The following is a 23,510-nucleotide window of genomic DNA, read 5'->3' on the forward strand; positions in this document are numbered from 1 at the left end:
GAAATCATTCATCACTTAACCTGGAGGGGAAATAAGATGGCAAGATTAGTTCAAAGCATTACTGATTTGATTGGAGATACACCTCTTGTTCGTTTGAATCGCGTTGTTCCGGAAGGAAGCGCTGAGGTTTATGTAAAGCTGGAGTACCAGAATCCAGGTGCCAGCGTGAAAGACCGCATTGCCATCTCCATGATCGAAGTAGCTGAGCAAGAAGGCAAACTCAAGCCAGGCGATACGATTGTTGAGCCAACTAGCGGTAACACAGGAATCGGAATAGCTTTAGTGGCAGCAGCCAAAGGATACAAGGCGATTCTGGTTATGCCGGAAACGATGTCTTTGGAAAGACGCAACCTGCTTCGCGCCTACGGTGCACAGCTCGTTCTGACGCCTGGTGCAGAAGGAATGAAGGGGGCTATCAAGCGTGCGGAAGAGCTTCAAGCGGAGAACCCTTCTTACTTCATCCCGCAACAATTCAAAAACCCGGCTAACGTGAAGGTTCACCGCGAAACAACAGGACCAGAAATCGTTGAAGCTATCAATGCGCATGATGGCAAATTAGATGCTTTCATTTCCGGTATCGGTACTGGTGGAACGATCTCAGGCGCTGGCGGCGTGCTGAAAGAAAATTTCCCGGGAATTAAAATTTACGCCATTGAGCCTGCGGCTTCTCCGGTTCTTTCCGGCGGTAAACCAGGTCCTCATAAAATTCAAGGGATCGGTGCAGGTTTTGTTCCGGACATCTTGAACACGAAAATTTATGATGAAATCATTGCAGTAGAGAACGAAGATGCGTTCGAAACTTCCCGTCGTGTAGCCAAAGAAGAAGGTATTCTTGGTGGTATTTCCTCCGGAGCGGCGATTTTCGCAGCACTGAAAGTTGCAAAAGAACTTGGAACTGGCAAACGTGTTGTTGCTATTATCCCAAGTAACGGAGAGCGTTACCTCTCTACGCCACTTTACCAATTCGAAGAGCAATAAGACTCCAAGAACAAACGAGCTCCCGGCTGCTGCAGCTGGGGGCTTTTTTTCTGTGTAAGGTTGGAGTATACTAATGGACAACTAATCATCGGAGACGAACGGAAGGAGGGCAAGCATGATCCTAACATCCCTAGAGCAGTGGCGTAATTGGTCATCCACCTACACCATGCTGCCTTATGTCATGAAGCTGGGACTGGCCGAAGAGCGGGTAGCTTCATGGGAAGCAGCCTGGAAGGGCGCCTCCCCGGATTCATTTGTTCTGGAAAGCGGCAAGGGTGGCCGCTACACCTTTTTCGGTCTGCAGCCTTTTTCCACGGTGCGTGGAACCGGTTTGATTGCCGAAATCACCAGGCTGCCTCTCACAAACAATGAAGGAACCAACGTTTTGCATCGGGAAGGCAAGCCGCTAGACATCGTCAAGCAATGGATGGCGCCTTTTCATAGTCCTAATGTAGAGGGAGCTCCTAAGTTTCTAGGCGGATGCGTTGGCTATTGGAGCTACGATGTAATCCGCACGATCGAGAAGCTTCCGGAAGAGGCAGCTAATGATTTGCCGATTCCAGACTACAGCTTCGCTATGTATGATCAGGTATGGATCTTGGATCATACCGAAAAAAGTTTGTATATCGCGGTTCATACACAGATATCCGATATCTCAGCAGACGCTGCCGATCTCGAACAGCTCTACCAGCAAGCGCGCGATAACGCACACGCGATGCTCGCTCGCTGGCAGGCCATCCGCGCCTCTGGAAGCGCACCGCTTGGCGGCGCGGGCGTTGATCTCGCGCGCGAGCAGCTGCACATCGACGTCGAAAGCATCGCAGGCATCCAGCCTGCCTTCGGCAAAGCCGATTACATCGCGGCGGTGCAGCGCATCCAAGCCTACATCTCGCAAGGTGACGTGTTCCAAGTCAACTTGTCGGTTAGACAGAGCCGGCAGCTGAGCACTACGCCGGAGGAGATCTACGAGGCGCTGCGCATCGTCAATCCCTCGCCGTACATGGGCTTGCTGCGCTTCGACGGCTTCGCGCTCGTATCGGGCTCGCCGGAGCTGCTCGTGCAGCTCGAGGACGGCGTCCTGCGGACGCGTCCGATCGCTGGCACGCGTCCACGCGGCAAGGACGAGCAAGATGATCTGCGCCTGGCTGGCGAGCTCATCGACAATGACAAAGAGCGTGCCGAGCACGTCATGCTGGTCGATCTTGAGCGCAACGACCTGGGCCGCATCTCCAAGTACGGCACTGTCCAAGTGAAGGACTTCATGGTCATAGAATACTATTCCCATGTCATGCACATCGTCTCGGAAGTCGTTGGTGAGCTGGCAGAAGGGAAGGATGTCTATGATGTCATTGCTGCGACATTCCCTGGAGGAACCATCACCGGAGCTCCTAAGATTCGGACGATGGAAATTATTGAAGAATTAGAGCCCGTGCGTCGCGGACCTTATACGGGTTCGATGGGATGGATTGACTATAACGGCAATATGGAATTTAATATTATTATACGAACGCTGGTAGCTGTGCAAGGAGTAGGCCATATTCAAGCGGGGGCAGGGATCGTCATTGATTCTATTCCGGAGCGAGAATATATCGAATCCCTGAACAAAGCCAAAGCGATGTGGAAAGCGATAGAATATAGCGAGCGGAGCATGAGCCGAGCTTAGGGCCCAAGACGGGCTGACGAAAGGGGAGCTTAGAATGATTTTAGTGATTGATAATTATGATTCGTTTACGTACAACCTCGTCCAATACTTGGGGGAGATCGGTGAAGAAGTCATCGTTCGTCGCAATGACGAAATCGATTTAGCGGGTGTAGAGGCTTTGGCGCCTGATCACATTTTGATATCTCCGGGACCTTGCACGCCGAATGAAGCCGGCATTAGCTTATCACTGATTGACCATTTCAAGGGTATAATTCCCATCTTCGGCGTTTGTCTGGGCCACCAATCCATTGGTCAAGCTTTTGGCGGCGACGTTATTCGTGCAGAACGTTTAATGCATGGCAAAACCTCAGAAATTTTCCATGACGGGAAAACGTTATTCGAAGGACTGCCTTCGCCATTTATAGCAACACGCTATCATTCTTTAATTGTCAAAGCGGAGACGCTGCCGGATTGCTTGGAAGTAAGCGCACATACCGCAGAGGGAGAAATTATGGCTTTGCGCCATAAGGAATATCCGATCGAGGGTGTTCAGTTCCATCCCGAATCGATCATCACACAGCATGGCCATCAGATTCTGCGGAACTTTCTTCGCCGGACGGCCAAAGCGGGAGTGTAACTATGATCATCAGCGTTAATGGAAACCTGATCGATGACAAGCTGGCCGTGGTCTCGGTTTATGATCACGGCTTTCTTTACGGGCTTGGTCTCTTCGAGACTTTCCGTACCTATGGGGGGAAGCCTTTTTTGCTTAGGGAGCACCTCGACCGTTTATCCGCAGGCTGTCGTGAACTTGGTATCGTATTTGAACCAAATCTTGAACGTCTCGAAGGTTTAATCGCGTCATTGCTGCAAGCTAATGAGCTAGAGGATGCCTATATTCGTTATTCCGTTTCGGCGGGAGAGGAAGCTCTAGGTCTGCCTACGGAAGATTACAAGCAACCAACAGAGATTATCTATATCAAATCACTTCCGGCACGAGATGAGAAAACGTACCAGCAAGGCAAAGCGCTGCAACTGCTGAAGCTGCCCCGCAATACGCCTGAAGGGCTGTACCGCTTCAAGTCTTTTCACTATATGAACAACATTCTTGCCAAAAGAGAGCTTCAGCAATACAGCTGGGCTGCTGGCGCAGAGGGTTTAATGCTTAGCGAAGACGGCTATGTGGCCGAGGGCATCGTCAGCAATATTTTCTTCGTCAAAAATGGCATCGGTTATACGCCTTCATTGGACACGGGCATACTGCCCGGCATTACTAGAGCCCATGTGCTTGGTCTTGCGCAGCAGCAGCAAATTCCAACCCAGGATGGCTTATATCGCTGGGAAGATCTTACCGAGGCTGACGAAGTTTTTCTCGTTAATTCTATTCAAGCTATCGTTCCCGTCACAACATTGTATACACCCAGTGGACAAGCGTACCCAGTTGGCTCTGGTTTGGTAGGGCCGTTAACGCGCCGACTTATGGAGTCGTATCACTAAACATCTGACAGCTATAGGAAGTGAACAGAAGATGAACGTGTTATCTTGCGGAGGACATGAGCTGCCCATTGGTGATCGAACGATCATTATGGGCATATTGAACGTAACACCAGATTCCTTCTCTGATGGCGGGGATTACGTCCGGGTTGCGGATGCGGTGAGCAGGGCTAGGCAAATGGTTGCTGAAGGCGCTGATATCATTGATATCGGAGGAGAATCTACCCGGCCGGGATTCGCTGCGGTTACTCAGGAAGAGGAGTTGCGACGTGTTATCCCTGTCATTGAGGCACTGCGTCGGGAAATTAATGTTCCTATTTCGATAGATACCTACAAAGCTGAAGTTGCTAAACAAGCACTAGAAGCGGGAGCGCACATTATCAACGATGTATGGGGTGGTCAAGCCGACGCGCGTATGGCAATTGTAGCTGCCAGCTACGATTGTCCATTTATCATTACCCATAATCGCACGAACTCGGTATACTCCGATTTCATTCCCGATGTTATCAACGATTTGCTTCTTTACACGAAACAAGCGCTAGAGGCTGGTGTTCGGGAGGAGCGTATTATTTTAGACCCCGGTATTGGATTTGCCAAGAGCTATGAACAAAATTTGCAGTTAATGAATCAACTGGCTGAGATTACTGTTCTCGGTTACCCTGTCCTTCTAGGGACATCCCGGAAAAGCGTGATTGGCCTAACCCTTAACCTGCCACCTGAGGAGCGTCTTGAGGGCACGGCTTCAACGGTTGTACTAGGGATTGCTCAAGGCTGTGGAATCATTCGTGTGCACGACATTCAAGCAATGAAACGAGTAGCGGTCATGACAGATGCCATTATCCGCTCATAACATAACGATGGAGGCAATAAGGATGGATAAAATAACCCTGTCCCGCATGCAGTTTTTTGGTAATCATGGCGTGTTTCCGGAAGAGAATAAACTAGGTCAGCGTTTCTATGTTGATGTAGAGCTTATGCTGCCTTTGAGCAAACCGGGAAAGTCGGATCATCTGGATGATACCGTTAATTATGGCGAAGTTTTTTTCAAAGTGAAGGAAATTGTCGAAGGGCGCACCTTCAAATTAATTGAGGCGCTTGCAGAAAATATTGCATCCGAGCTGCTGCATACTTATACTAGTATCAATGAAGTGACGGTGCGCGTCATTAAGCCGCATCCACCCTTTGCCGTTATATTTGACGGCGTCACCATTGAGATTAACCGAAAGCGGGCCGTACAATGACAGCCGAAGAACGAGAACCAACTACTACCGCCTATGTGGCACTAGGATCTAATATCGATGATCGTGAACATTATTTGCAGGATGCGATTGCAGCGCTTCACCAGGAGTCGGGTATCCAAGTAACTGGCCTTTCCAGTATTTACGAAACCGAACCGGTTGGCTATGTGGATCAATCTGCTTTTCTCAATATGGTTATTCAAATTCATACGAGTCTGCCTGCAGAAGCATTGCTGTTCACTTTGCTTGCCATCGAGAACCGTTTGGGCCGTACGCGGGATTTGCGCTGGGGTCCAAGAACCATCGATTTGGATCTGCTCCTTTACGGCGATGAGCAGCTTACAACCCCCGACTTGATCATTCCGCATCCGCGGATGCATGAGCGGGCTTTTGTATTAGTTCCTCTCACAGAGGTTCTCTCTAAACGGCAGGATGCTGCATTTGAATTCATCTCCGGGCATTTGGAGAAACTGGAAGGAAAGGAAGGCGTCGTTCTATGGAAAAAAGCTCAGTAGCTCAGCGCATTCGCGCTTTTCGCAAATTAAAGGGATATACACAGAACGAACTGGCTGATTTGCTTGGCGTCTCGATTGCCATTTTGGGAGCGATTGAGAGAGGCACACGCAAGCCGGATACGAAAATTATAAACAAGATCTCGCAAGTCCTTAATATAGAGCCCGACGAGTTAGTCGCGGCGGTTGCGAGATGAGAGGAGTGGAATCTTCGGTGCTGAAAATAGGAAATGTCGAAGCTCCCAATCGCGTTGTGCTCGCCCCCATGGCGGGCGTTTGTAATCCAGCATTTCGACTGATTGCCAAGGAATTTGGCACAGGTCTGGTATGTGCAGAAATGGTTAGTGATAAAGCTATCGTTCACGGGAATACGCGTTCGATGGAGATGCTATATGTAGACGATCGTGAGAAGCCGCTAAGCCTGCAAATTTTTGGTGGTGATACGGAAACCCTCGTGCAAGCAGCCAAAATTGTTGATCAGCATACGAATGCGGATATCATCGATATCAATATGGGCTGTCCGGTTCCCAAGATCACCAAGTGCGACGCTGGAGCGCGGTGGCTGCTCCAACCTGACAAGATTGAGCAAATGATCGCAACCGTTGTTGCTGCTGTAAACAAGCCGGTAACCGTGAAAATGCGGATCGGTTGGGATTCCGAACACATTTACGCGATCGAGAATGCGAAAGCTGTCGAAAGAGGCGGAGGAAGTGCCGTCAGTGTGCACGGTCGTACACGAGAGCAGCTGTATACAGGGAAAGCGGATTGGGATATTATCCGTGATGTGAAGCAGGCACTCTCGATCCCGGTAATTGGGAATGGCGATGTTGTAACCCCCGAAGATGCCAAGCGCATGTTGGATCACACGGGTGTAGATGGCGTCATGATCGGACGTGGAGCGCTAGGCAACCCATGGATGCTATACCGCACGGTACAGTATCTGGCTAACGGGGAACTGCCTCCTGAGCCTACGCCGGAAGAGAAAATTCGTATCGCCATCCTCCATATGGACCGTCTTATCGCCCTCAAAGGCGAGCACGTTGCCGTCAAGGAAATGCGCAAGCACATGGCCTGGTATCTCAAAGGCTTAACAGGTTCAGCTCGTGTGAAGGATGCCATCATGGAGATGCTCAAGCGGGATGAGATGGTGCGGGTTTTGAATGAATATGTCGAGCATCTCTCTGTAGAAACGCTGGCGCCAACTGCTGAAGAATCAGCTGTTGTGCAATAAATAATCACGCGATGGTTGAGATTGACATTTTGAAACCGTTGCAATATAATCAGTCAATATTAATGTGTTCCTGCATATATTGAAAGACAAACGCGCACCTAAGCGATTTATGAAACGTGAATTCATACTACTTGAATCAGCTCTATAAAGACCCGACTCCTAGCAGGAAGCATCGATTCAACGATATGAAAATCTTTCACATGACGGGAGATCAGTTGTTAATGGCTGAAAAAGAGGTCATTCTTACACCACAAGGTTTAAAGAAGCTTGAAGATGAGCTCGAACATCTGAAATCAGTGAAGCGTCGCGAAGTGGCTGAGAGAATCAAGGTCGCCATCGGATATGGTGATATCAGTGAGAACTCAGAATACGAAGATGCTAAGAACGAACAAGCTTTTATTGAAGGTAGAATCATTACATTAGAAAAACTGCTGCGCAATGCGCGTATTATTAATAACGACGATGTCGATACCAATACCGTAAGTGTTGGCTCAATTGTAACGCTGAAGGATTTAGAATTCGGTGATCTAGTCGAGTACAACATTGTAGGTACGGCGGAATCCGATCCGTTGATGAATAAGATTTCCAATGAAAGCCCTGTAGGCAGAGCTATTCTAGGTAAACAAAGGGGCGCGAACGTCGATGTAGTCGTTCCTGCTGGCGTCATTCAGTATCAAATTATTGATATTAAAAAGTAGCGTGCAGCCCTTTGGAAAGCTTCCTTTCGGAAGCTTTTTTCCGGTTTAGCACCCTTTACTAATAAGTGGGAGATGAAATCATGAGTCAGGAATTGGAGTTAAATGAATTGCTCGTCATTCGTCGCAATAAATTGGACGAGCTTCGTGGTCTGGGTGTCGACCCATTTGGCGGAAAATATGTGAGAACGCATACGGCCCAAGAAATTCTTGCGGCCTACCAGGATAAAACCAAAGAAGAACTGGATGCTGAAGCCGTTGAGGTCAGTATTGCCGGACGTATTATGCAAAAAAGAGGGATGGGTAAAGCTAGCTTCGCACATCTTCAAGACATCACTGGCAAAATTCAAATCTATGTGCGTGAAGATGCTTTGGATACTGCTATCTATAGAGCCTTTGATATTTTGGACTTGGGCGATATCGTGGGTGTGCAAGGGGTCGTTTTCAAAACAAAAACCGGTGAAACTTCTATTAAGGTACATTCCCTTGAAGTTCTAACCAAGTCCTTGCTGCCACTGCCGGACAAATTCCATGGTCTTAGTGATGTGGAATTGCGTTACCGCCAGCGGTATGTTGATTTGATTATGAATCAAGATGTGCAACAAACCTTTATTCTGCGTTCCCGCATTATTCAGGCTATGCGTCGCTACCTGGATTCGCTAGGCTTCTTAGAAGTAGAAACACCTACACTCCATACGATCGCGGGCGGAGCTTCAGCACGTCCTTTCAACACACATCACAATGCTTTGGATATGCAGCTGCATATGCGAATTGCTATTGAGCTTCACTTGAAGCGTCTAATTGTTGGCGGACTGGAGAAAGTATACGAAATTGGGCGTGTATACCGGAATGAAGGTATCTCTACGCGTCATAATCCCGAGTTTACGATGATAGAGTTGTACGAGGCCTATGCGGACTACAAAGACATCATGAAGCTTACAGAAGAGTTAGTTGCTCACATTGCTCAAGAAGTACTAGGCGGTACGACAGTTCCTTACGGCGATCACGAGATTAACTTAGCCGTTGGCTGGAGACGCGTCTCCATGGTCGATGCGATTAAAGAAGTCAAAGGCGTAGACTTTAATGCGCATATGTCTAATGAGGAAGCGCACCGTTTAGCGAAGGAACATAATGTATCTGTTGAGCCGCATATGACATTCGGTCATATTGTGAACCAGTTCTTCGAAACATTTGTTGAAGAAACGTTAATCCAACCGACCTTTGTTTACGGACACCCATTAGAAATTTCACCGCTTGCCAAAAAGAATCCAGAGGATCCTCGTTTTACGGATCGGTTCGAACTCTTTATCGTGGCGCGTGAGCATGCCAATGCTTTTACTGAGCTTAATGATCCGATTGATCAAAGAGAACGGTTTGAAGCGCAGCTTCGTGAGAAAGAACAAGGCAATGATGAAGCGCATGAGATGGATGAAGATTTCATCCGAGCTCTAGAATATGGCATGCCGCCTACTGGCGGATTAGGAATAGGGGTAGATCGTTTGGTTATGCTATTAACGAATGCGCCCTCCATCCGAGATGTCCTCTTATTCCCACATATGCGTCAGCGTCAAGGAGAGTAAAACGCAGTTGTTTTGGGGCATCGTTGGGTGTCCCAAAACTTTTTGCGACAAGTACTTGCAATGTTTGCATCGTCTGTGGTATCTTATAAAAGTTGCCGCTGAGCACTGAGAAATTGGTGAGAACAACAACTTGAAATTAAGAGTTGCAATGCAAAACTCAGTATGGTATATTGGTCTTCCGGCTTTCGAAAGAGAGCGGGTTGGACAAGAGTAATTGATCTTTGAAAACTGAACAACGAGTGAGTAAGCACAGTCGAGCAATCGACTATAAAAGAGATTGCAAAATCTCGCTAGCAAGTCAATGAGTACAATTAAGCTTTTCTACTATGGAGAGTTTGATCCTGGCTCAGGACGAACGCTGGCGGCGTGCCTAATACATGCAAGTCGAGCGGATTTGTTCCTTCGGGGACAAGTTAGCGGCGGACGGGTGAGTAACACGTAGGTAACCTGCCTACCAGATCGGGATAACTATCGGAAACGATAGCTAAGACCGGATAATTGGTTTTCTCGCATGAGAGAATTATGAAACACGGAGCAATCTGTGGCTGGTAGATGGGCCTGCGGCGCATTAGCTAGTTGGTGAGGTAACGGCTCACCAAGGCGACGATGCGTAGCCGACCTGAGAGGGTGAACGGCCACACTGGGACTGAGACACGGCCCAGACTCCTACGGGAGGCAGCAGTAGGGAATCTTCCGCAATGGACGCAAGTCTGACGGAGCAACGCCGCGTGAGTGATGAAGGTTTTCGGATCGTAAAGCTCTGTTGCCCTAGACGAACAGCATGAGGAGTAACTGCCTTGTGTGTGACGGTATAGGAGAAGAAAGCCCCGGCTAACTACGTGCCAGCAGCCGCGGTAATACGTAGGGGGCAAGCGTTGTCCGGAATTATTGGGCGTAAAGCGCGCGCAGGCGGTTCATTAAGTTGGGTGTTTAAGCCCGGGGCTCAACCCCGGTTCGCATCCAAAACTGGTGAACTTGAGTGTAGGAGAGGAAAGTGGAATTCCACGTGTAGCGGTGAAATGCGTAGAGATGTGGAGGAACACCAGTGGCGAAGGCGACTTTCTGGCCTATAACTGACGCTGAGGCGCGAAAGCGTGGGGAGCAAACAGGATTAGATACCCTGGTAGTCCACGCCGTAAACGATGCATACTAGGTGTCGGGGATTCGATTTCTCGGTGCCGAAGTTAACACAGTAAGTATGCCGCCTGGGGAGTACGCTCGCAAGAGTGAAACTCAAAGGAATTGACGGGGACCCGCACAAGCAGTGGAGTATGTGGTTTAATTCGAAGCAACGCGAAGAACCTTACCAGGTCTTGACATCTGGGTGTAAGCACTAGAGATAGTGCCCCTCTTCGGAGCACCCAAGACAGGTGGTGCATGGTTGTCGTCAGCTCGTGTCGTGAGATGTTGGGTTAAGTCCCGCAACGAGCGCAACCCTTGATCTTAGTTGCCAGCACTTCGGGTGGGCACTCTAAGATGACTGCCGGTGACAAACCGGAGGAAGGTGGGGATGACGTCAAATCATCATGCCCCTTATGACCTGGGCTACACACGTACTACAATGGTCGGTACAACGGGAAGCGAAGCCGCGAGGCGGAGCGAATCCTTATAAGCCGATCTCAGTTCGGATTGCAGGCTGCAACTCGCCTGCATGAAGTCGGAATTGCTAGTAATCGCGGATCAGCATGCCGCGGTGAATACGTTCCCGGGTCTTGTACACACCGCCCGTCACACCACGAGAGTTTACAACACCCGAAGTCGGTGGGGTAACCCGCAAGGGAGCCAGCCGCCGAAGGTGGGGTAGATGATTGGGGTGAAGTCGTAACAAGGTAGCCGTATCGGAAGGTGCGGCTGGATCACCTCCTTTCTATGGAGACTCGGATCTGATAGATCCAGTCAAGTATCTTCGGATACACAATCGCTTACTCACTCGTGTTCAGTTTTGAAAGAGCAATCTTTCAGCAGGATGGTTACCACCATGTTGCACTCGTTTGGTGATGATGGCGGAGGGGACCCACGCGTTCCCATCTCGAACACGACCGTTAAGCCCTCCAGCGTCGATGGTACTTGAACCGCAGGGTTCTGGGAGAGTAGAACGTTGCCAAGCGATACCCATGGCAAGCTTTCGGAGAAAGCTTCGAAAGCTTGTAGGTGGGTTTTTATTTTGGGAAGTTTATCCCAAACATATATTGGCCCTTAGCTCAGCTGGTTAGAGCGCACCCCTGATAAGGGTGAGGTCGGTGGTTCGAGTCCACTAGGGCCAACCAATTATTTTCATAATCGTTTGGGGCCATAGCTCAGCTGGGAGAGCGCCTGCCTTGCAAGCAGGAGGTCAGCGGTTCGATCCCGCTTGGCTCCACCAAAACACATTTTAAGACAGGAATTTCCAAGAAATTTCGACTTGAAATGCAGCAAGAAGATGTGATAAGATAACTTTCGCCGCTGACATAGGGCAAGGATAATTGACTCACATTGCTACAATGTTGTTCCTTGAAAACTAGATAACGAAATGAAACGTAAAGTAAGAACTTAGGTTGTGTTAACCTTCGGGTTGCACAAAAATCTTTAAAGTTTTTTCTAGGTTAAGCTAGAAAGAGCACACGGAGGATGCCTAGGCACTAGGAGCCGAAGAAGGACGTGGCGAACGACGAAATGCCTCGGGGAGCCGTAAGCAGGCTTTGATCCGGGGATGTCCGAATGGGGGAACCCAGCTGTGGTAATGCGCAGTTACTCTATTGTGAATACATAGCAATAGTAGAGGCATACCCAGGGAACTGAAACATCTAAGTACCTGGAGGAAAAGAAAACAATAGTGATTCCGTCAGTAGCGGCGAGCGAAAGCGGAATAGCCCAAACCAAGGAGCTTGCTCCTTGGGGTTGTAGGACCTCGATATGGGGTTAGTTCGATAGGCGAAGTGATCTGGAAAGGTCCGGCATAGAAGGTAAAAGCCCTGTAGCCCAAATCGAACGAAATCCCTAGAGGTATCCTGAGTACGGCGGGTCACGTGAAACCCCGTCGGAATCCGGCAGGACCATCTGCCAAGGCTAAATACTCCCTAGTGACCGATAGTGAAGCAGTACCGTGAGGGAAAGGTGAAAAGCACCGCGGAAGCGGAGTGAAAAAGAACCTGAAACCGTGTGCTTACAAAAAGTCAGAGCCCTCTTTATGGGTGATGGCGTGCCTTTTGTAGAATGAACCGGCGAGTTACGTTCCCGTGCGAGGTTAAGTCGAAGAGACGGAGCCGCAGCGAAAGCGAGTCTGAATAGGGCGCTTTAGTACGTGGACGTAGACCCGAAACCGTGTGATCTACCCCTGTCCAGGGTGAAGGTGAGGTAACACTCACTGGAGGCCCGAACCCACGCATGTTGAAAAATGCGGGGATGAGGTGGGGGTAGCGGAGAAATTCCAATCGAACTCGGAGATAGCTGGTTCTCCCCGAAATAGCTTTAGGGCTAGCCTCGGAAGATGAGTTGTGGAGGTAAAGCACTGATTGGGTGCGGGGCCCGCCAAGGGTTACCAAGTCCAGTCAAACTCTGAATGCCACAAACTTTATTCCGGGAGTCAGACAGTGAGTGCTAAGATCCATTGTCAAAAGGGAAACAGCCCAGACCATCAGCTAAGGTCCCCAAGTGTGTGTTAAGTGGGAAAGGATGTGGAGTTGCACAGACAACCAGGATGTTGGCTTAGAAGCAGCCACCATTGAAAGAGTGCGTAATAGCTCACTGGTCGAGTGACTCTGCGCCGAAAATGTAACGGGGCTAAACACGCCACCGAAGCTATGGCTTGCACTTTGTGCATGGGTAGGGGAGCGTTGTATGTACGTTGAATTCTGACCGTAAGGACAGGTGGAGCGCATACAAGTGAGAATGCCGGTATAAGTAACGAAAAGATCAGTGAGAATCTGATCCGCCGAAAACCTAAGGGTTCCTGAGGAAGGCTCGTCCGCTCAGGGTAAGTCGGGACCTAAGGCGAGGCCGAAAGGCGTAGTCGATGGACAACAGGTGGAAATTCCTGTACCACCGTAGCCGTTATGAGCAATGGAGTGACGCAGAAGGATAGTGACGCAGACTGATGGATGTCTGTCCAAGCAGTGAGGCTGGTTAGTAGGCAAATCCGCTAACCGTAAGGCTGGGCTGTGATGGGGAGGGAAACTTTAAGTACCGAAGGTCATGATTTCACACTGCCAAGAAAAGCTTCTAGCCAGGCGAAGGTGCCCGTACCGCAAACCGACACAGGTGGGTGAGAAGAGAATTCTAAGGCGCGCGGAAGAACTCTCGTTAAGGAACTCGGCAAAATGACCCCGTAACTTCGGGAGAAGGGGTGCCTCGGTAGGGTGAATAGCCCGAGGGGGCCGCAGTGAAAAGGCCCAAGCGACTGTTTAGCAAAAACACAGGTCTGTGCGAAGCCGCAAGGCGAAGTATACGGGCTGACGCCTGCCCGGTGCTGGAAGGTTAAGAGGAGTGGTTAGGGGCAACCCGAAGCTATGAATTGAAGCCCCAGTAAACGGCGGCCGTAACTATAACGGTCCTAAGGTAGCGAAATTCCTTGTCAGGTAAATTCTGACCCGCACGAATGGCGTAACGACTTGGGCGCTGTCTCAACGAGAGATCCGGTGAAATTTTAATACCTGTGAAGATGCAGGTTACCCGCGACAAGACGGAAAGACCCCATGGAGCTTTACTGCAGCTTGATATTGGACTTTGGTACGATCTGTACAGGATAGGTGGGAGCCTTTGAAGCCTGAGCGCCAGCTTGGGTGGAGGCGCCGTTGGGATACCACCCTGATCGTATCGGAGTTCTAACCTGGTACCGTGATCCGGTATGGGGACAGTGTCAGGTGGGCAGTTTGACTGGGGCGGTCGCCTCCTAAAATGTAACGGAGGCGTTTAAAGGTTCCCTCAGAATGGTTGGAAATCATTCGCAGAGTGCAAAGGCATAAGGGAGCTTGACTGCGAGACCTACAAGTCGAGCAGGGACGAAAGTCGGACTTAGTGATCCGGTGGTACCGAATGGAAGGGCCATCGCTCAACGGATAAAAGCTACCCTGGGGATAACAGGCTTATCTCCCCCAAGAGTCCACATCGACGGGGAGGTTTGGCACCTCGATGTCGGCTCATCGCATCCTGGGGCTGAAGTAGGTCCCAAGGGTTGGGCTGTTCGCCCATTAAAGCGGTACGCGAGCTGGGTTCAGAACGTCGTGAGACAGTTCGGTCCCTATCTGTCGCGGGCGTAGGAAATTTGAGAGGAGCTGTCCTTAGTACGAGAGGACCGGGATGGACGTACCGCTGGTGTACCAGTTGTCTCGCCAGAGGCATAGCTGGGTAGCTATGTACGGAGGGGATAAGCGCTGAAAGCATCTAAGCGCGAAGCCCCCCTCAAGATGAGATTTCCCAGTATGTAAGACCCCTTGTAGACGACGAGGTTGATAGGTTCGAGGTGGAAGTGCGGCAACGTATGCAGCTGACGAATACTAATCGGTCGAGGGCTTAACCTAATCCCAACCAAGTGAAGAAAGGCTTTGTAGCTGATTCCGAATACTTGATTGGGGCCCAGAAAACCTAAGAACAACTAACTTTACGCACGTTTCGTATCTAGTTTTCAGGGAATACTATTTCCTGTGGTTGTGTATTATAGCTTGGAGAGATACCCAAGTGGCTATAAGGGGACCCTCTGCTAAGGGGTTAGACTGCGTAAGTGGTGCGAGGGTTCGAATCCCTCTCTCTCCGCCAGTTTCCAACTATATACACTTTTTATGTGGCGGCGTAGCTCAGCTGGCTAGAGCGTACGGTTCATACCCGTAAGGTCGGGGGTTCGAGCCCCTCTGCCGCTACCATAAAACCAACCAATTCGGAGGCTTAGCTCAGCTGGGAGAGCATCTGCCTTACAAGCAGAGGGTCGGCGGTTCGATCCCGTCAGCCTCCACCATTTCCTTATACGCCGTTGTAGCTCAACTGGTAGAGCAACTGACTTGTAATCAGTAGGTTGGGGGTTCAAGTCCTCTCGACGGCACCATCTATAATGCACGGAGCTGTGGTGTAGTGGCCTAACATGCCTGCCTGTCACGCAGGAGACCGCGGGTTCGAATCCCGTCAGCTCCGCCATTATTTTTAAGTAAGACAAGCTAGTAGTACGTACATAAGGCTCGGTAGCTCAGTCGGTAGAGCAGAGGACTGAAAATCCTCGTGTCGGCGGTTCGATTCCGTCCCGAGCCATTGAGATGGTTGTGCTGCATCAAAGCAGCACAGTATCTCGTATCTGGAGGCTTAGTGAAGTGGCTAAACACGGCAGACTGTAAATCTGCTCTCTCCGAGTTCGGTGGTTCGAATCCATCAGCCTCCATATTTCCTTGAGTCATTAGCTCAGTTGGTAGAGCACCTGACTTTTAATCAGGGTGTCGTAGGTTCGAATCCTACATGACTCACTTTTATAAGTAAACAACATGGACCAGTTAGGGTCTTTTTTTATAGGAAGAGGCTTCCCAGAAAGGTTAAAACCTGAGGGAAGCCTTTTTTTGTTCAATGGATTCATTTCAAAAAAGAATTTACATGTTTGTTTTGGAGCCACCGAGGAGTAACGCAGCAGCTGCCTAGCGCAGAGATAAGGGAACTTGAAGCCTCTATTCTAGGAAAAAGCATCATTATCGTGAGCTTGAGGGAGCTACAGGCCGCTATTTTACTGTTTGCGGGGAAATTCTGCGTTTGTAGCAGAAATAAGGACTGTAGTTCCGCTATTGCTCCAGCATCCCTGCTATTCGCCGAAATAGCGTACCTGAGTTCCCTAAATAGGATTCCTCCCCGCTCTTAATAAGCTCATCTCCTAGAGGCCAAGCCGTGTTCTTATAAGATTATCTTCCCTAAATGCTATTTCAACTTATCGGCAACGGACTGCATTTTTTGCTGCATGGATGCCGGTTTGTCGCGGCGATCGTCGATTTTGATGGAGGTGGAGACGCGTTCAGCACCGTTCGCAAAGGGAACCTCATGGACGGCACGTATGACAGCTAGTATGCGATCTAAGGAGCCTTCCAGAATGGTGCCCATAGGTGTCATTTGGAAGGTGATATCCGCATGTTTTTCTAATTCCTTGTGCAAGTCAGCAACATAGCTACTTAGGCTGGTAGTTGCTGTTCCTATGGGGATAATGGTGAATTCAGCGATGGCCATTGGATGTTGTTGTCTCCTTTCATTAGATAAGGCTGCACCTCCTATTGTAGAGGAGTGGCGCCATAGAATGCAATGTTAGGAGCTAGCCAGATCGATGATGTAGTCAGCTGTTCTGGCGGCAAGCGCCATGATCGTATTCGTTGGGTTGACTCCGCTGGAGGTAACAAATACACTGGCGTCGCAGATAAACAGATTAGGAATGTCGTGGCTTTGGCCATAAGCGTTCACAACGGAAGTGGCGGGGTTATTACCCATGCGGCAACCGCCCATCAGATGCTGCGTATCTGGCACCACGTACGCAATCTGGCCACCGGCTGCCTTCAGAATCAGCTTCATATTGTCAACGGCATGATCAATGAGCTTTCGATCATTTGCGCTATATGCGAATGAGACAGAAGCGCGCGGCATGCCGTTTTCGTCTTTTTCCTCGGATAAAATGACCTGATTGTCAGGTTGCGGAAGCACTTCGCCTACCATGGTTAGCCGTCCATAGTAATTGTAATCACGCATCGCTTCTTTCAGATGTTCTCCCCATAAGAAATCTTCAGCAGATTTGCTGATCCCATGAGCCATGTCAATGGGTCTTGTACCATGGGCATGAAGGGTATAGCCACGTACGAATCCTCTATGCGGATCGGTCTCGTAGAAATCCTGTGTGGACGCAAGGACAGGCGTTCCTTTGTAGAGGCGCACTTCCTGATCAAATTTGGCATACACATCGTTGCTGCTGTGTGTCATGATCGCACGACCTACCCAACCACTGGAATTTGCGAGACCATCGGGAAATAGCGGTGTAGCTGAATGCAGCAGCAAACGAGGAGTTTCTACGGCATGCGCGCATACAATCACTGTTTTGGCTCGCTGGCGATAGGTTGTTCCTTGATGGACAAAGAGAGCGCCACAGGCATGTCCATATTCATCGATTTCGATTTGAGTGACCATACAATTCGTTAGCACCTCCGCCCCTGCTTGAACAGCTTGAGGGAGGTGGACGATCAATGTACTGAACTTGGCATTGGTCATGCAGCCCTGTATGCAGAAACCTCGATGTGTACAAGGGGATCGACCTTCCTGTGGAACAGACAAAATGGCGAGGGGAGTCACGACAGACTGAATACGTAAAGTGTCACAGCCTTTTTGAAATAGAAAAGCATTTGTACTCAAGGCATCCTGCGGTGGATGAGGATAGGGACCGTTGAAATTCCCCCATGGGAAATATTTGGGTCCAGATACCGCGACTTCTTTTTCAATCCTGCTGTAATAGGGTTCTAGATCTTTGTAATGAATCGGCCAATCCTCGCCCACGCCGTCGATCGATTTGGTTTTGAAATCTGATTCATGGAATCGCAAAAAAACACCGGTAAAGTTCTGTGTTCCCCCGCCAACCCCCCTGCCGGAATGGTCATATCCCATGTCAAAAGGATCACTTCCGTCGAATATCCGCGTATCCTCCCAGGCTAGCTGACGCATGCTTAACTCGTCGCTGGCAAAGTCTTTCTCTGGGTCCCGCCAAGGACCCGCCTCAAGGACGACAACGCTAAGCCCAGCTTCGCTGAGCTCTTTGGCCAGCACGCCGCCGGCAGCTCCTGCCCCTACAATCAGAATATCGACAGCATCATGTTCATGTCTCCAATTCATGGCTTCCTCACGGCCTCCCAAGGATCGACTTGGCCCGGCGCTGTTCTGACATACCCTCGTGGATAAGCGGGGCCTCCAAAACCGATCTCTGACCAAATCAAAGGATGAGAATAGTAGGCTTCTACGCTCAGTTGAAGCAGTTTCTGAAACAGATCTTTCTGAGGGATACCATCCCATGTACGGGTGGGAGGATAGGTTGCAGAGCTGATTTGGAGCATAATTTGGCGCTGCGCAGGTTCGTTGAGTTTGAAGAAAGGAAGACTTGCGGTTAGCCAGCCGGCCTCGTCAATCCCTTTTAATCCCTGACGCAGCAAGTGTCGAATGGGGGGAGTGTCGCGTTTACGCTGGCCTTCCCCTTTGTTGTCAGTCAAAGTTTGATCCATATGACTAAGTATATATTGCATAATATCCCCACGTTGATCATTCATGAGCAGGCCGCACCATGCTCTTAAAGTTTCAGCCTCAACGATGGTTAAGAAACCGTAGGACTGCTCGCGTATTAAGCGGGCGGCAACGATAGAGCGTGTATGTGGATCCCATTCATTTTGTTCATCCATGACGTTATATGTCGGATAGTAGGAATTTTTTGTCATCAGTTATCTCCTCAGAATCATAGCAGTCTCTGTACAATTATTTCCAAATTCACGAAGAATATGAGTAGAACAGACGATTAGCCAAACATCATTGTTTAGAGAGTTTAAGAAAGTAATGGGTTTTAACCCAATGAATGATTTGGCAAGAGTGGTAATGTTGTGGCATATAGGAAACATTTTAGGAATGAAAGACTTTTCATTACCATGGTAATCTTATTCTAGACCGAGAGAACTTTCCCATTTATACAAATAATTTCGCACAGGAGGAAATATAATGATGAAAAGTTTGGCACACCGTACGCTGGGAATCACTGCGGCGATAACGATTGCTTTATCTGCGACAACGGCTGTTTCCGCATATGCGGCTAATGATGATATGGATGCTGTATCTTTGGCGAAAAAAATGGTTGGTATTGATTACTCCAAAAGCAATGAGAAGCCATCGGCAGGTTTCGATTCGTCGGGATTGATCTATTACGTCTATCAAACTTTGAATTATTCGGTTCCCAGAGCGCTTAACGAGCAGTTTACTATGAATAAAACAACAATTTCGAGTTTGGCCAAAGCGGAGCCAGGTGACGTCTTGTTCTTTGGTAGTGGCAATAAGCCAACGTATGCTGGGATCTATGTAGGAGCAGGTAAAATGGTCATGGCTTCCCAGAGCAAAGACGAAGTCGTCACTCGCAATGTGAACGATTATAAGAGTAGCTTCATCAGTGGCAAAAGCATCCTTTCCGCCAAGGATCGCCTGAAAGCAGAATTGATTTTGACAGCGCAAAAATATCTAGGCACACCGTATGTCTTTGGGGCGAAATATGGACAAACCAAGACAATGGATTGTTCCTCGTTTACGAAAACGGTATTCGCGGAATACGGCATAACGCTGCCGCGTGTGTCCCGCGACCAAGCGAAAGAAGGTACTTACGTTAGCAAAAGCAATCTGCAAGTGGGTGATCTAGTCTTCTTCACAACGATAGACTCCGGTAAGAATATCGGTCATGTCGGCATCTATGTCGGTGATGGCAATATGATCCATACGTATGGCGAGGGCGGCGTGAAATTTACTTCCATTAATAAAGAGTGGTGGGCGGATCATTACGTGACGGCTCGCCGTGTTTTGAAATAGATGTTGGATAAGAATCCCTTTTGCACCTATGTGCAGAAGGGATCTTTCACATCCATGGGGTCACATATGCTACAATAGAGAGATAGATATAGAAGAAAGCTATTGGAGTAAGGAGAGAGGCAGATGGATTGGGAGCGAGTCAAAGAGCGATTGGAAGCGGTTTTACAGACACCTATACAGATTAGTTCCCTACCCGAGGCAGCTTGGCTGCAGTTGGTTGAAGAACAGGAAAGCAATGCGGAAGGCTTTGGCCGAAGTGTTGTGCGTGGTCAGGAAGTGCTGTTTTACTTATCAAAGGAACAGACGGATATTCGCGTTCTGGAAGTATTCGGAGCCCAACTAACAGTATCTGAGCGCAAGTTGGTAGAAATGACTGTTGAGTCCAAGCAATCGCAAGAAAAGAAGCAATGGGGCACATTTCTTTCGGAAGATGAAAGAAAAGCGCATCAATTAAGAGATTGGCTGCTTGAGCAGATGGAACGCGGTTCAACGTATGCGGAACTGCCCGATGTGCTGGCTTCCCAATCCTCACTCTATTCGACCAAAATTCCATTGCTTTTATATGGCGATTATTCTCAAAATCAGAGTGTTTCCTACGCGGAACTGAAGAAGCTGCTGGAATCCTTCTTTGAATCCGAGATTATCTTAATTCCATTATTGGATAAAGAGTGGTTGATTCTCGCTCCTGAAGGCTTATTAACCAGTGGCAGCGAGGAACGGGATGGCGATGAGGAAGAGAGTGTTGAGCAAATTCTCGATGCGCTTGGTTCAGGTTTATATGAAATGCTGGCTAATGAATGGGTGGGCGAATGTCATCTCGCTATTGATTATCCGGTTAAACCGGCCAAATCCTTATTCGCAACGATTCTTAAATTGCGGGAAACGATTATGCTAGGTCGTTCTTTCCATGTAGGCAGCTTCCTTCATTTGCGTTGGGAGCTTCGATTGGAGAAACTGCTGCATTTGATCGATGAAGAGGAAAAGTCAGAATTCTTAGAACAGGTGCTCCGCGGCACGGATCATGCCCTGGATACAGAGACGGTGACGACGCTGGAACATTTCTTCTCTCTTGATTGCAATGTTAGCGAGACGGCGAAGAAGTTATATATTCATAGAAATACCTTGTTGTACCGTTTGGACAAGTTCAAAAACGAGACAGGACTTGATGTGAGAACCTTCAATCATGCTGTTTTGGTAAGACTGGCATTGCTATTGTACAAAGTAACGAAAAGAAAGTGATTTTTTTGTAGGGATTGTGCATAGTCAGTCAGGCATCTGTAGGGTAAGATGAGTATATTGAAAAGTTGATTAAGAAGTCATTAATCGATAAATCGTAGGGGGAATGAAACCATGGCAGGCGTACGTTTAAATCATATCGTTAAAAGATATTCTGGTGCAGAAGAATCTACAGTTAAAGATTTCCATCTTGAAGTTGAAGATAAAGAGTTCGTCGTATTGGTTGGAGCATCCGGTTGCGGAAAATCCACAACTCTTCGTATGATCGCAGGATTAGAGGAAATTACTGAAGGTGAATTGTACATCGGAGACCGCCTTGTTAATGATGTCGCTCCAAAAGATCGCGATATCGCGATGGTATTCCAATCCTATGCCCTTTATCCGCATATGACTGTTTATCAAAACATGGCATTCGGTTTGAAACTTCGTAAATTCAAAAAAGCTGATATCGATGCTCGCGTTCGCGAAGCAGCGAAAATTCTAGATATCGTTCACTTGCTGGATCGTAAGCCAAAAGCTCTTTCCGGTGGTCAACGTCAACGTGTTGCCTTGGGTCGTGCGATTGTTCGTGAGCCACAAGTCTTCTTGATGGATGAGCCGCTTTCCAACTTGGATGCGAAACTTCGTGTACAAATGCGTGCGGAAATTACAAAATTGACAAAACGTCTTGGTGTTACGACAATCTATGTAACGCATGACCAAATCGAAGCTATGACAATGGGCGATCGTATCGTTGTTATGGACAAAGGTATTATTCAACAAGCAGCTACACCAGAAGAAATCTACAACTTCCCAGTGAATATCTTCGTTGCGGGCTTCATCGGATCCCCATCCATGAACTTCATGACAGGTACTTTGTCCCAAGAAGGAAGCGGAATCTTCTTCAAAGCAGGATCTGTTAACGTTGAAGTTCCAGCTGGCAAAGCACAAGTGTTGAAAGACAAAGGTTTCGTTGGTAAAGAAGTGATTCTGGGAGTTCGTCCAGAAGATATCCACGAAGAGCCTGTATTCTTGGAAGCATCCCCGAACACAGTATTCAACGTTAACGTTGAGTTGACTGAGAACTTGGGTCACGAAATGTACTTGTACCTGAATGGTATCGGCGCTAACACAGTAATCGCACGTGTTGACGGTCGTTCCGGAATCAAAGAAGGCACAAACGTGAAATTGGCTTTGGACATGAACAAAGTTCATTTCTTCGATAAAGATACTACATTATCCATCCTGGTTAATCCAAACCTGTAGGTTTAATTAGAAAGGCCAGCCGTTATCGGCTGGCCTTTTTGTTTGTATCTCGAAGACGATAGTTGATTTCACTTAGGTATTCCATTACGATGAAAGTATTGGAAAGAAATGAATATAAGCAGATGAAGCACGTTATGCATAGGCGAAACTCGGAGGAGATAGGACGATGGCCAAAAAAGTGAAGGTTTCCGAAATGGTGGCACAACTCCATATGGAGGTTCTTGCAGGTGAATCTGGACTGAAACGTCCGATAACAACCGGAGATCTGTACCGCCCTGGTCTTGAGATGGCAGGGTATTTCAATTACCATCCAAGAGAACGTATCCAGATGCTAGGGAAGACGGAAATTACCTTCATGGAAATGTTAACAACGGGTGTTCGGCGCAATCGCGTGGAACAGCTGTGCTCAGCGGAAGAAACACCGTGCATCATTGTGACACGAGGACTGGATGTGCCTGTTGAACTGCTCGAAGAAGCAACAAAGCGGGATCTTCCCGTGCTTCGCAGTCAGATGTCGACAACGATCTTCGCAAGTCGACTCACAGGATTCCTTGAGAATAAACTAGCACCTAGTACGACCATTCATGGCGTACTGGTCGATGTATACGGCATTGGGATGCTGATTACGGGAAGCAGCGGTATCGGCAAGAGCGAGACGGCACTTGAACTTGTTAAAAGGGGCCATCGCCTTATTGCCGATGATGCGGTAGAAATTCGTCAGAATGGCGATAAAGTATTGACGGGCAACGCGCCTGAGCTCATTCGTCATTTGCTTGAGATCCGCGGAGTCGGTATCATCAATGTGATGACGTTGTTCGGAGCAGGGGCTATTCGGAATGTGAAGAAAATTTCGGTCGTGGTGAAGCTGGAGAATTGGCAGCAAGACAAACAATATGACCGATTAGGCCTGGATGAAGAGTTGACTCGAATCATTGATACGGATTTGCCTCTCGTGACGATCCCGGTTCGACCAGGCCGAAACTTGGCCGTTATCGTGGAGGTGGCCGCGATGAACTATCGTTTGAAACATATGGGCTATAACGCGGCGCTGCAGTTTACGAATAAACTGACCGAATCACTGAATGAAAATTTCGAAGATTTCGATTGATAGTCGGTATATCAACTATATGAAGGAGTG

Annotated in this window: 18 protein-coding genes, 10 tRNA genes and 3 rRNA genes; 28 read left to right on the forward strand and 3 right to left on the reverse strand. The window is 48.6% G+C overall.

Going from position 1 to position 23,510, the window contains the following annotated elements; all coding sequences use genetic code 11:
• Nucleotides 1-36: 36 nt before the first annotated feature.
• The 24 genes from cysK (at nt 37) to LOZ80_RS32820 (ending at nt 15,792) form a co-directional block, all read left to right on the forward strand.
• Nucleotides 37-978, forward strand: coding sequence for a cysteine synthase A (cysK, locus tag LOZ80_RS32705; protein WP_238168461.1), 942 nt, complete (start codon nt 37-39; stop codon nt 976-978).
• 115 nt (nt 979-1,093) lie between these two features.
• The gene (locus LOZ80_RS32710) at nt 1,094-2,641 is read left to right on the forward strand and encodes an anthranilate synthase component I family protein (RefSeq protein ID WP_238168462.1); all 1,548 of its coding nucleotides are present in this window, start codon (nt 1,094-1,096) and stop codon (nt 2,639-2,641) included.
• 34 nt (nt 2,642-2,675) lie between these two features.
• Entirely contained in the window at nt 2,676-3,257 is a 582-nt protein-coding gene (gene pabA, locus LOZ80_RS32715; RefSeq protein ID WP_189017003.1) for an aminodeoxychorismate/anthranilate synthase component II, read from the forward strand.
• A gap of 2 nt (nt 3,258-3,259) precedes the next feature.
• The gene (gene pabC / locus LOZ80_RS32720; protein ID WP_238168463.1) at nt 3,260-4,117 is read left to right on the forward strand and encodes an aminodeoxychorismate lyase; all 858 of its coding nucleotides are present in this window, start codon (nt 3,260-3,262) and stop codon (nt 4,115-4,117) included.
• Nucleotides 4,118-4,148: 31 nt separating this feature from the next.
• On the forward strand, nt 4,149-4,964 hold the full coding sequence (gene folP, locus LOZ80_RS32725; protein ID WP_238168464.1) for a dihydropteroate synthase: 816 nt from the start codon (nt 4,149-4,151) through the stop codon (nt 4,962-4,964).
• A 22-nt stretch (nt 4,965-4,986) separates the two neighbouring features.
• Nucleotides 4,987-5,355 (forward strand): dihydroneopterin aldolase, encoded by a 369-nt coding sequence (gene folB, locus LOZ80_RS32730; protein ID WP_238168465.1) that lies wholly within the window; start codon nt 4,987-4,989, stop codon nt 5,353-5,355.
• On the forward strand, nt 5,352-5,867 hold the full coding sequence (gene folK / locus LOZ80_RS32735; protein WP_238168466.1) for a 2-amino-4-hydroxy-6-hydroxymethyldihydropteridine diphosphokinase: 516 nt from the start codon (nt 5,352-5,354) through the stop codon (nt 5,865-5,867). Before folB ends, folK begins: the two co-directional genes overlap by 4 nt.
• Complete coding sequence (locus tag LOZ80_RS32740; protein ID WP_029197803.1) at nt 5,849-6,061, forward strand: helix-turn-helix domain-containing protein; 213 nt, start codon at nt 5,849-5,851, stop codon at nt 6,059-6,061. Before folK ends, LOZ80_RS32740 begins: the two co-directional genes overlap by 19 nt.
• Before the next feature lie 17 nt (nt 6,062-6,078).
• Nucleotides 6,079-7,095, forward strand: coding sequence for a tRNA dihydrouridine synthase DusB (gene dusB / locus LOZ80_RS32745; RefSeq protein WP_238168467.1), 1,017 nt, complete (start codon nt 6,079-6,081; stop codon nt 7,093-7,095).
• Between the two features lie 221 nt (nt 7,096-7,316).
• A complete protein-coding gene (gene greA / locus LOZ80_RS32750) occupies nt 7,317-7,793 on the forward strand; it encodes a transcription elongation factor GreA (RefSeq protein WP_238168468.1) in 477 nt (158 codons plus the stop codon).
• An 80-nt stretch (nt 7,794-7,873) separates the two neighbouring features.
• Nucleotides 7,874-9,370: a lysine--tRNA ligase gene (gene lysS / locus LOZ80_RS32755; RefSeq protein ID WP_238168469.1), complete on the forward strand. Its 1,497-nt coding sequence runs from the start codon at nt 7,874-7,876 to the stop codon at nt 9,368-9,370.
• Nucleotides 9,371-9,693: 323 nt separating this feature from the next.
• A 16S ribosomal RNA gene (locus LOZ80_RS32760) occupies nt 9,694-11,237 on the forward strand.
• A 123-nt stretch (nt 11,238-11,360) separates the two neighbouring features.
• A 5S ribosomal RNA gene (gene rrf / locus LOZ80_RS32765) occupies nt 11,361-11,477 on the forward strand.
• A gap of 83 nt (nt 11,478-11,560) precedes the next feature.
• Nucleotides 11,561-11,637, forward strand: a tRNA-Ile gene (locus tag LOZ80_RS32770).
• Between the two features lie 19 nt (nt 11,638-11,656).
• Nucleotides 11,657-11,732 (forward strand) — tRNA-Ala (locus LOZ80_RS32775).
• Between the two features lie 218 nt (nt 11,733-11,950).
• Nucleotides 11,951-14,865 (forward strand): 23S ribosomal RNA (locus tag LOZ80_RS32780).
• Together the 16S, 23S and 5S rRNA genes with 10 tRNA genes alongside form the textbook arrangement of a ribosomal RNA operon.
• A 143-nt stretch (nt 14,866-15,008) precedes the next feature.
• Nucleotides 15,009-15,100 (forward strand) — tRNA-Ser (locus tag LOZ80_RS32785).
• Nucleotides 15,101-15,127: 27 nt separating this feature from the next.
• Nucleotides 15,128-15,204 (forward strand) — tRNA-Met (locus tag LOZ80_RS32790).
• 16 nt (nt 15,205-15,220) lie between these two features.
• Nucleotides 15,221-15,296, forward strand: a tRNA-Val gene (locus tag LOZ80_RS32795).
• Between the two features lie 11 nt (nt 15,297-15,307).
• Nucleotides 15,308-15,383: transfer RNA gene (locus LOZ80_RS32800), tRNA-Thr, on the forward strand.
• Nucleotides 15,384-15,395: 12 nt separating this feature from the next.
• Nucleotides 15,396-15,472, forward strand: a tRNA-Asp gene (locus LOZ80_RS32805).
• A 38-nt stretch (nt 15,473-15,510) separates the two neighbouring features.
• Nucleotides 15,511-15,583: transfer RNA gene (locus LOZ80_RS32810), tRNA-Phe, on the forward strand.
• Between the two features lie 45 nt (nt 15,584-15,628).
• Nucleotides 15,629-15,710 (forward strand) — tRNA-Tyr (locus LOZ80_RS32815).
• Nucleotides 15,711-15,719: 9 nt separating this feature from the next.
• Nucleotides 15,720-15,792 (forward strand) — tRNA-Lys (locus tag LOZ80_RS32820).
• A gap of 439 nt (nt 15,793-16,231) precedes the next feature.
• Here the strand turns inward: LOZ80_RS32820 and LOZ80_RS32825 are convergent.
• The 3 genes from LOZ80_RS32825 to LOZ80_RS32835 form a co-directional block, all read right to left on the reverse strand.
• Nucleotides 16,232-16,534 (reverse strand): MTH1187 family thiamine-binding protein, encoded by a 303-nt coding sequence (locus LOZ80_RS32825; RefSeq protein WP_238168470.1) that lies wholly within the window; start codon nt 16,532-16,534, stop codon nt 16,232-16,234.
• Nucleotides 16,535-16,609: 75 nt separating this feature from the next.
• A complete protein-coding gene (locus LOZ80_RS32830) occupies nt 16,610-18,172 on the reverse strand; it encodes a GMC family oxidoreductase (protein WP_238168471.1) in 1,563 nt (520 codons plus the stop codon).
• Complete coding sequence (locus LOZ80_RS32835; RefSeq protein ID WP_238168472.1) at nt 18,169-18,765, reverse strand: gluconate 2-dehydrogenase subunit 3 family protein; 597 nt, start codon at nt 18,763-18,765, stop codon at nt 18,169-18,171. The genes LOZ80_RS32830 and LOZ80_RS32835 overlap by 4 nt, the downstream gene beginning before the upstream one ends.
• A gap of 274 nt (nt 18,766-19,039) precedes the next feature.
• Between LOZ80_RS32835 and LOZ80_RS32840 the strand changes: the two genes are divergently transcribed.
• The 4 genes from LOZ80_RS32840 (at nt 19,040) to hprK (ending at nt 23,480) form a co-directional block, all read left to right on the forward strand.
• The gene (locus LOZ80_RS32840) at nt 19,040-19,891 is read left to right on the forward strand and encodes a C40 family peptidase (RefSeq protein WP_238168473.1); all 852 of its coding nucleotides are present in this window, start codon (nt 19,040-19,042) and stop codon (nt 19,889-19,891) included.
• A gap of 123 nt (nt 19,892-20,014) precedes the next feature.
• Nucleotides 20,015-21,130 carry a PucR family transcriptional regulator gene (locus LOZ80_RS32845; protein WP_238168474.1) on the forward strand — a complete coding sequence of 372 codons (1,116 nt, stop codon included), beginning with the start codon at nt 20,015-20,017 and terminating at the stop codon, nt 21,128-21,130.
• Nucleotides 21,131-21,241: 111 nt separating this feature from the next.
• Entirely contained in the window at nt 21,242-22,372 is a 1,131-nt protein-coding gene (locus LOZ80_RS32850) for an ABC transporter ATP-binding protein (protein WP_079416319.1), read from the forward strand.
• 166 nt (nt 22,373-22,538) lie between these two features.
• Entirely contained in the window at nt 22,539-23,480 is a 942-nt protein-coding gene (gene hprK, locus LOZ80_RS32855) for an HPr(Ser) kinase/phosphatase (protein WP_189015376.1), read from the forward strand.
• The last annotated feature ends 30 nt before the right edge of the window (nt 23,481-23,510 follow it).

Origin of the sequence: Paenibacillus sp. HWE-109, assembly GCF_022163125.1 — a bacterium.
Classification (GTDB): Bacteria; Bacillota; Bacilli; order Paenibacillales; family NBRC-103111; genus Paenibacillus_E.

What these genes read in the sequence shown, in the direction of transcription:
- LOZ80_RS32830 (WP_238168471.1), bottom strand. Translation starts at nt 18,172, where the DNA reads ATGAATTGGAGACATGAACATGATGCTGTCGATATTCTGATTGTAGGG.
- folK (WP_238168466.1), top strand. Translation starts at nt 5,352, where the DNA reads ATGACAGCCGAAGAACGAGAACCAACTACTACCGCCTATGTGGCACTA.
- lysS (WP_238168469.1), top strand. Translation starts at nt 7,874, where the DNA reads ATGAGTCAGGAATTGGAGTTAAATGAATTGCTCGTCATTCGTCGCAAT.
- LOZ80_RS32825 (WP_238168470.1), bottom strand. Translation starts at nt 16,534, where the DNA reads ATGGCCATCGCTGAATTCACCATTATCCCCATAGGAACAGCAACTACC.
- LOZ80_RS32710 (WP_238168462.1), top strand. Translation starts at nt 1,094, where the DNA reads ATGATCCTAACATCCCTAGAGCAGTGGCGTAATTGGTCATCCACCTAC.
- LOZ80_RS32850 (WP_079416319.1), top strand. Translation starts at nt 21,242, where the DNA reads ATGGCAGGCGTACGTTTAAATCATATCGTTAAAAGATATTCTGGTGCA.
- greA (WP_238168468.1), top strand. Translation starts at nt 7,317, where the DNA reads ATGGCTGAAAAAGAGGTCATTCTTACACCACAAGGTTTAAAGAAGCTT.
- pabC (WP_238168463.1), top strand. Translation starts at nt 3,260, where the DNA reads ATGATCATCAGCGTTAATGGAAACCTGATCGATGACAAGCTGGCCGTG.
- pabA (WP_189017003.1), top strand. Translation starts at nt 2,676, where the DNA reads ATGATTTTAGTGATTGATAATTATGATTCGTTTACGTACAACCTCGTC.
- LOZ80_RS32840 (WP_238168473.1), top strand. Translation starts at nt 19,040, where the DNA reads ATGATGAAAAGTTTGGCACACCGTACGCTGGGAATCACTGCGGCGATA.
- LOZ80_RS32740 (WP_029197803.1), top strand. Translation starts at nt 5,849, where the DNA reads ATGGAAAAAAGCTCAGTAGCTCAGCGCATTCGCGCTTTTCGCAAATTA.
- cysK (WP_238168461.1), top strand. Translation starts at nt 37, where the DNA reads ATGGCAAGATTAGTTCAAAGCATTACTGATTTGATTGGAGATACACCT.
- folP (WP_238168464.1), top strand. Translation starts at nt 4,149, where the DNA reads ATGAACGTGTTATCTTGCGGAGGACATGAGCTGCCCATTGGTGATCGA.
- LOZ80_RS32835 (WP_238168472.1), bottom strand. Translation starts at nt 18,765, where the DNA reads ATGACAAAAAATTCCTACTATCCGACATATAACGTCATGGATGAACAA.
- LOZ80_RS32845 (WP_238168474.1), top strand. Translation starts at nt 20,015, where the DNA reads ATGGATTGGGAGCGAGTCAAAGAGCGATTGGAAGCGGTTTTACAGACA.
- folB (WP_238168465.1), top strand. Translation starts at nt 4,987, where the DNA reads ATGGATAAAATAACCCTGTCCCGCATGCAGTTTTTTGGTAATCATGGC.
- hprK (WP_189015376.1), top strand. Translation starts at nt 22,539, where the DNA reads ATGGCCAAAAAAGTGAAGGTTTCCGAAATGGTGGCACAACTCCATATG.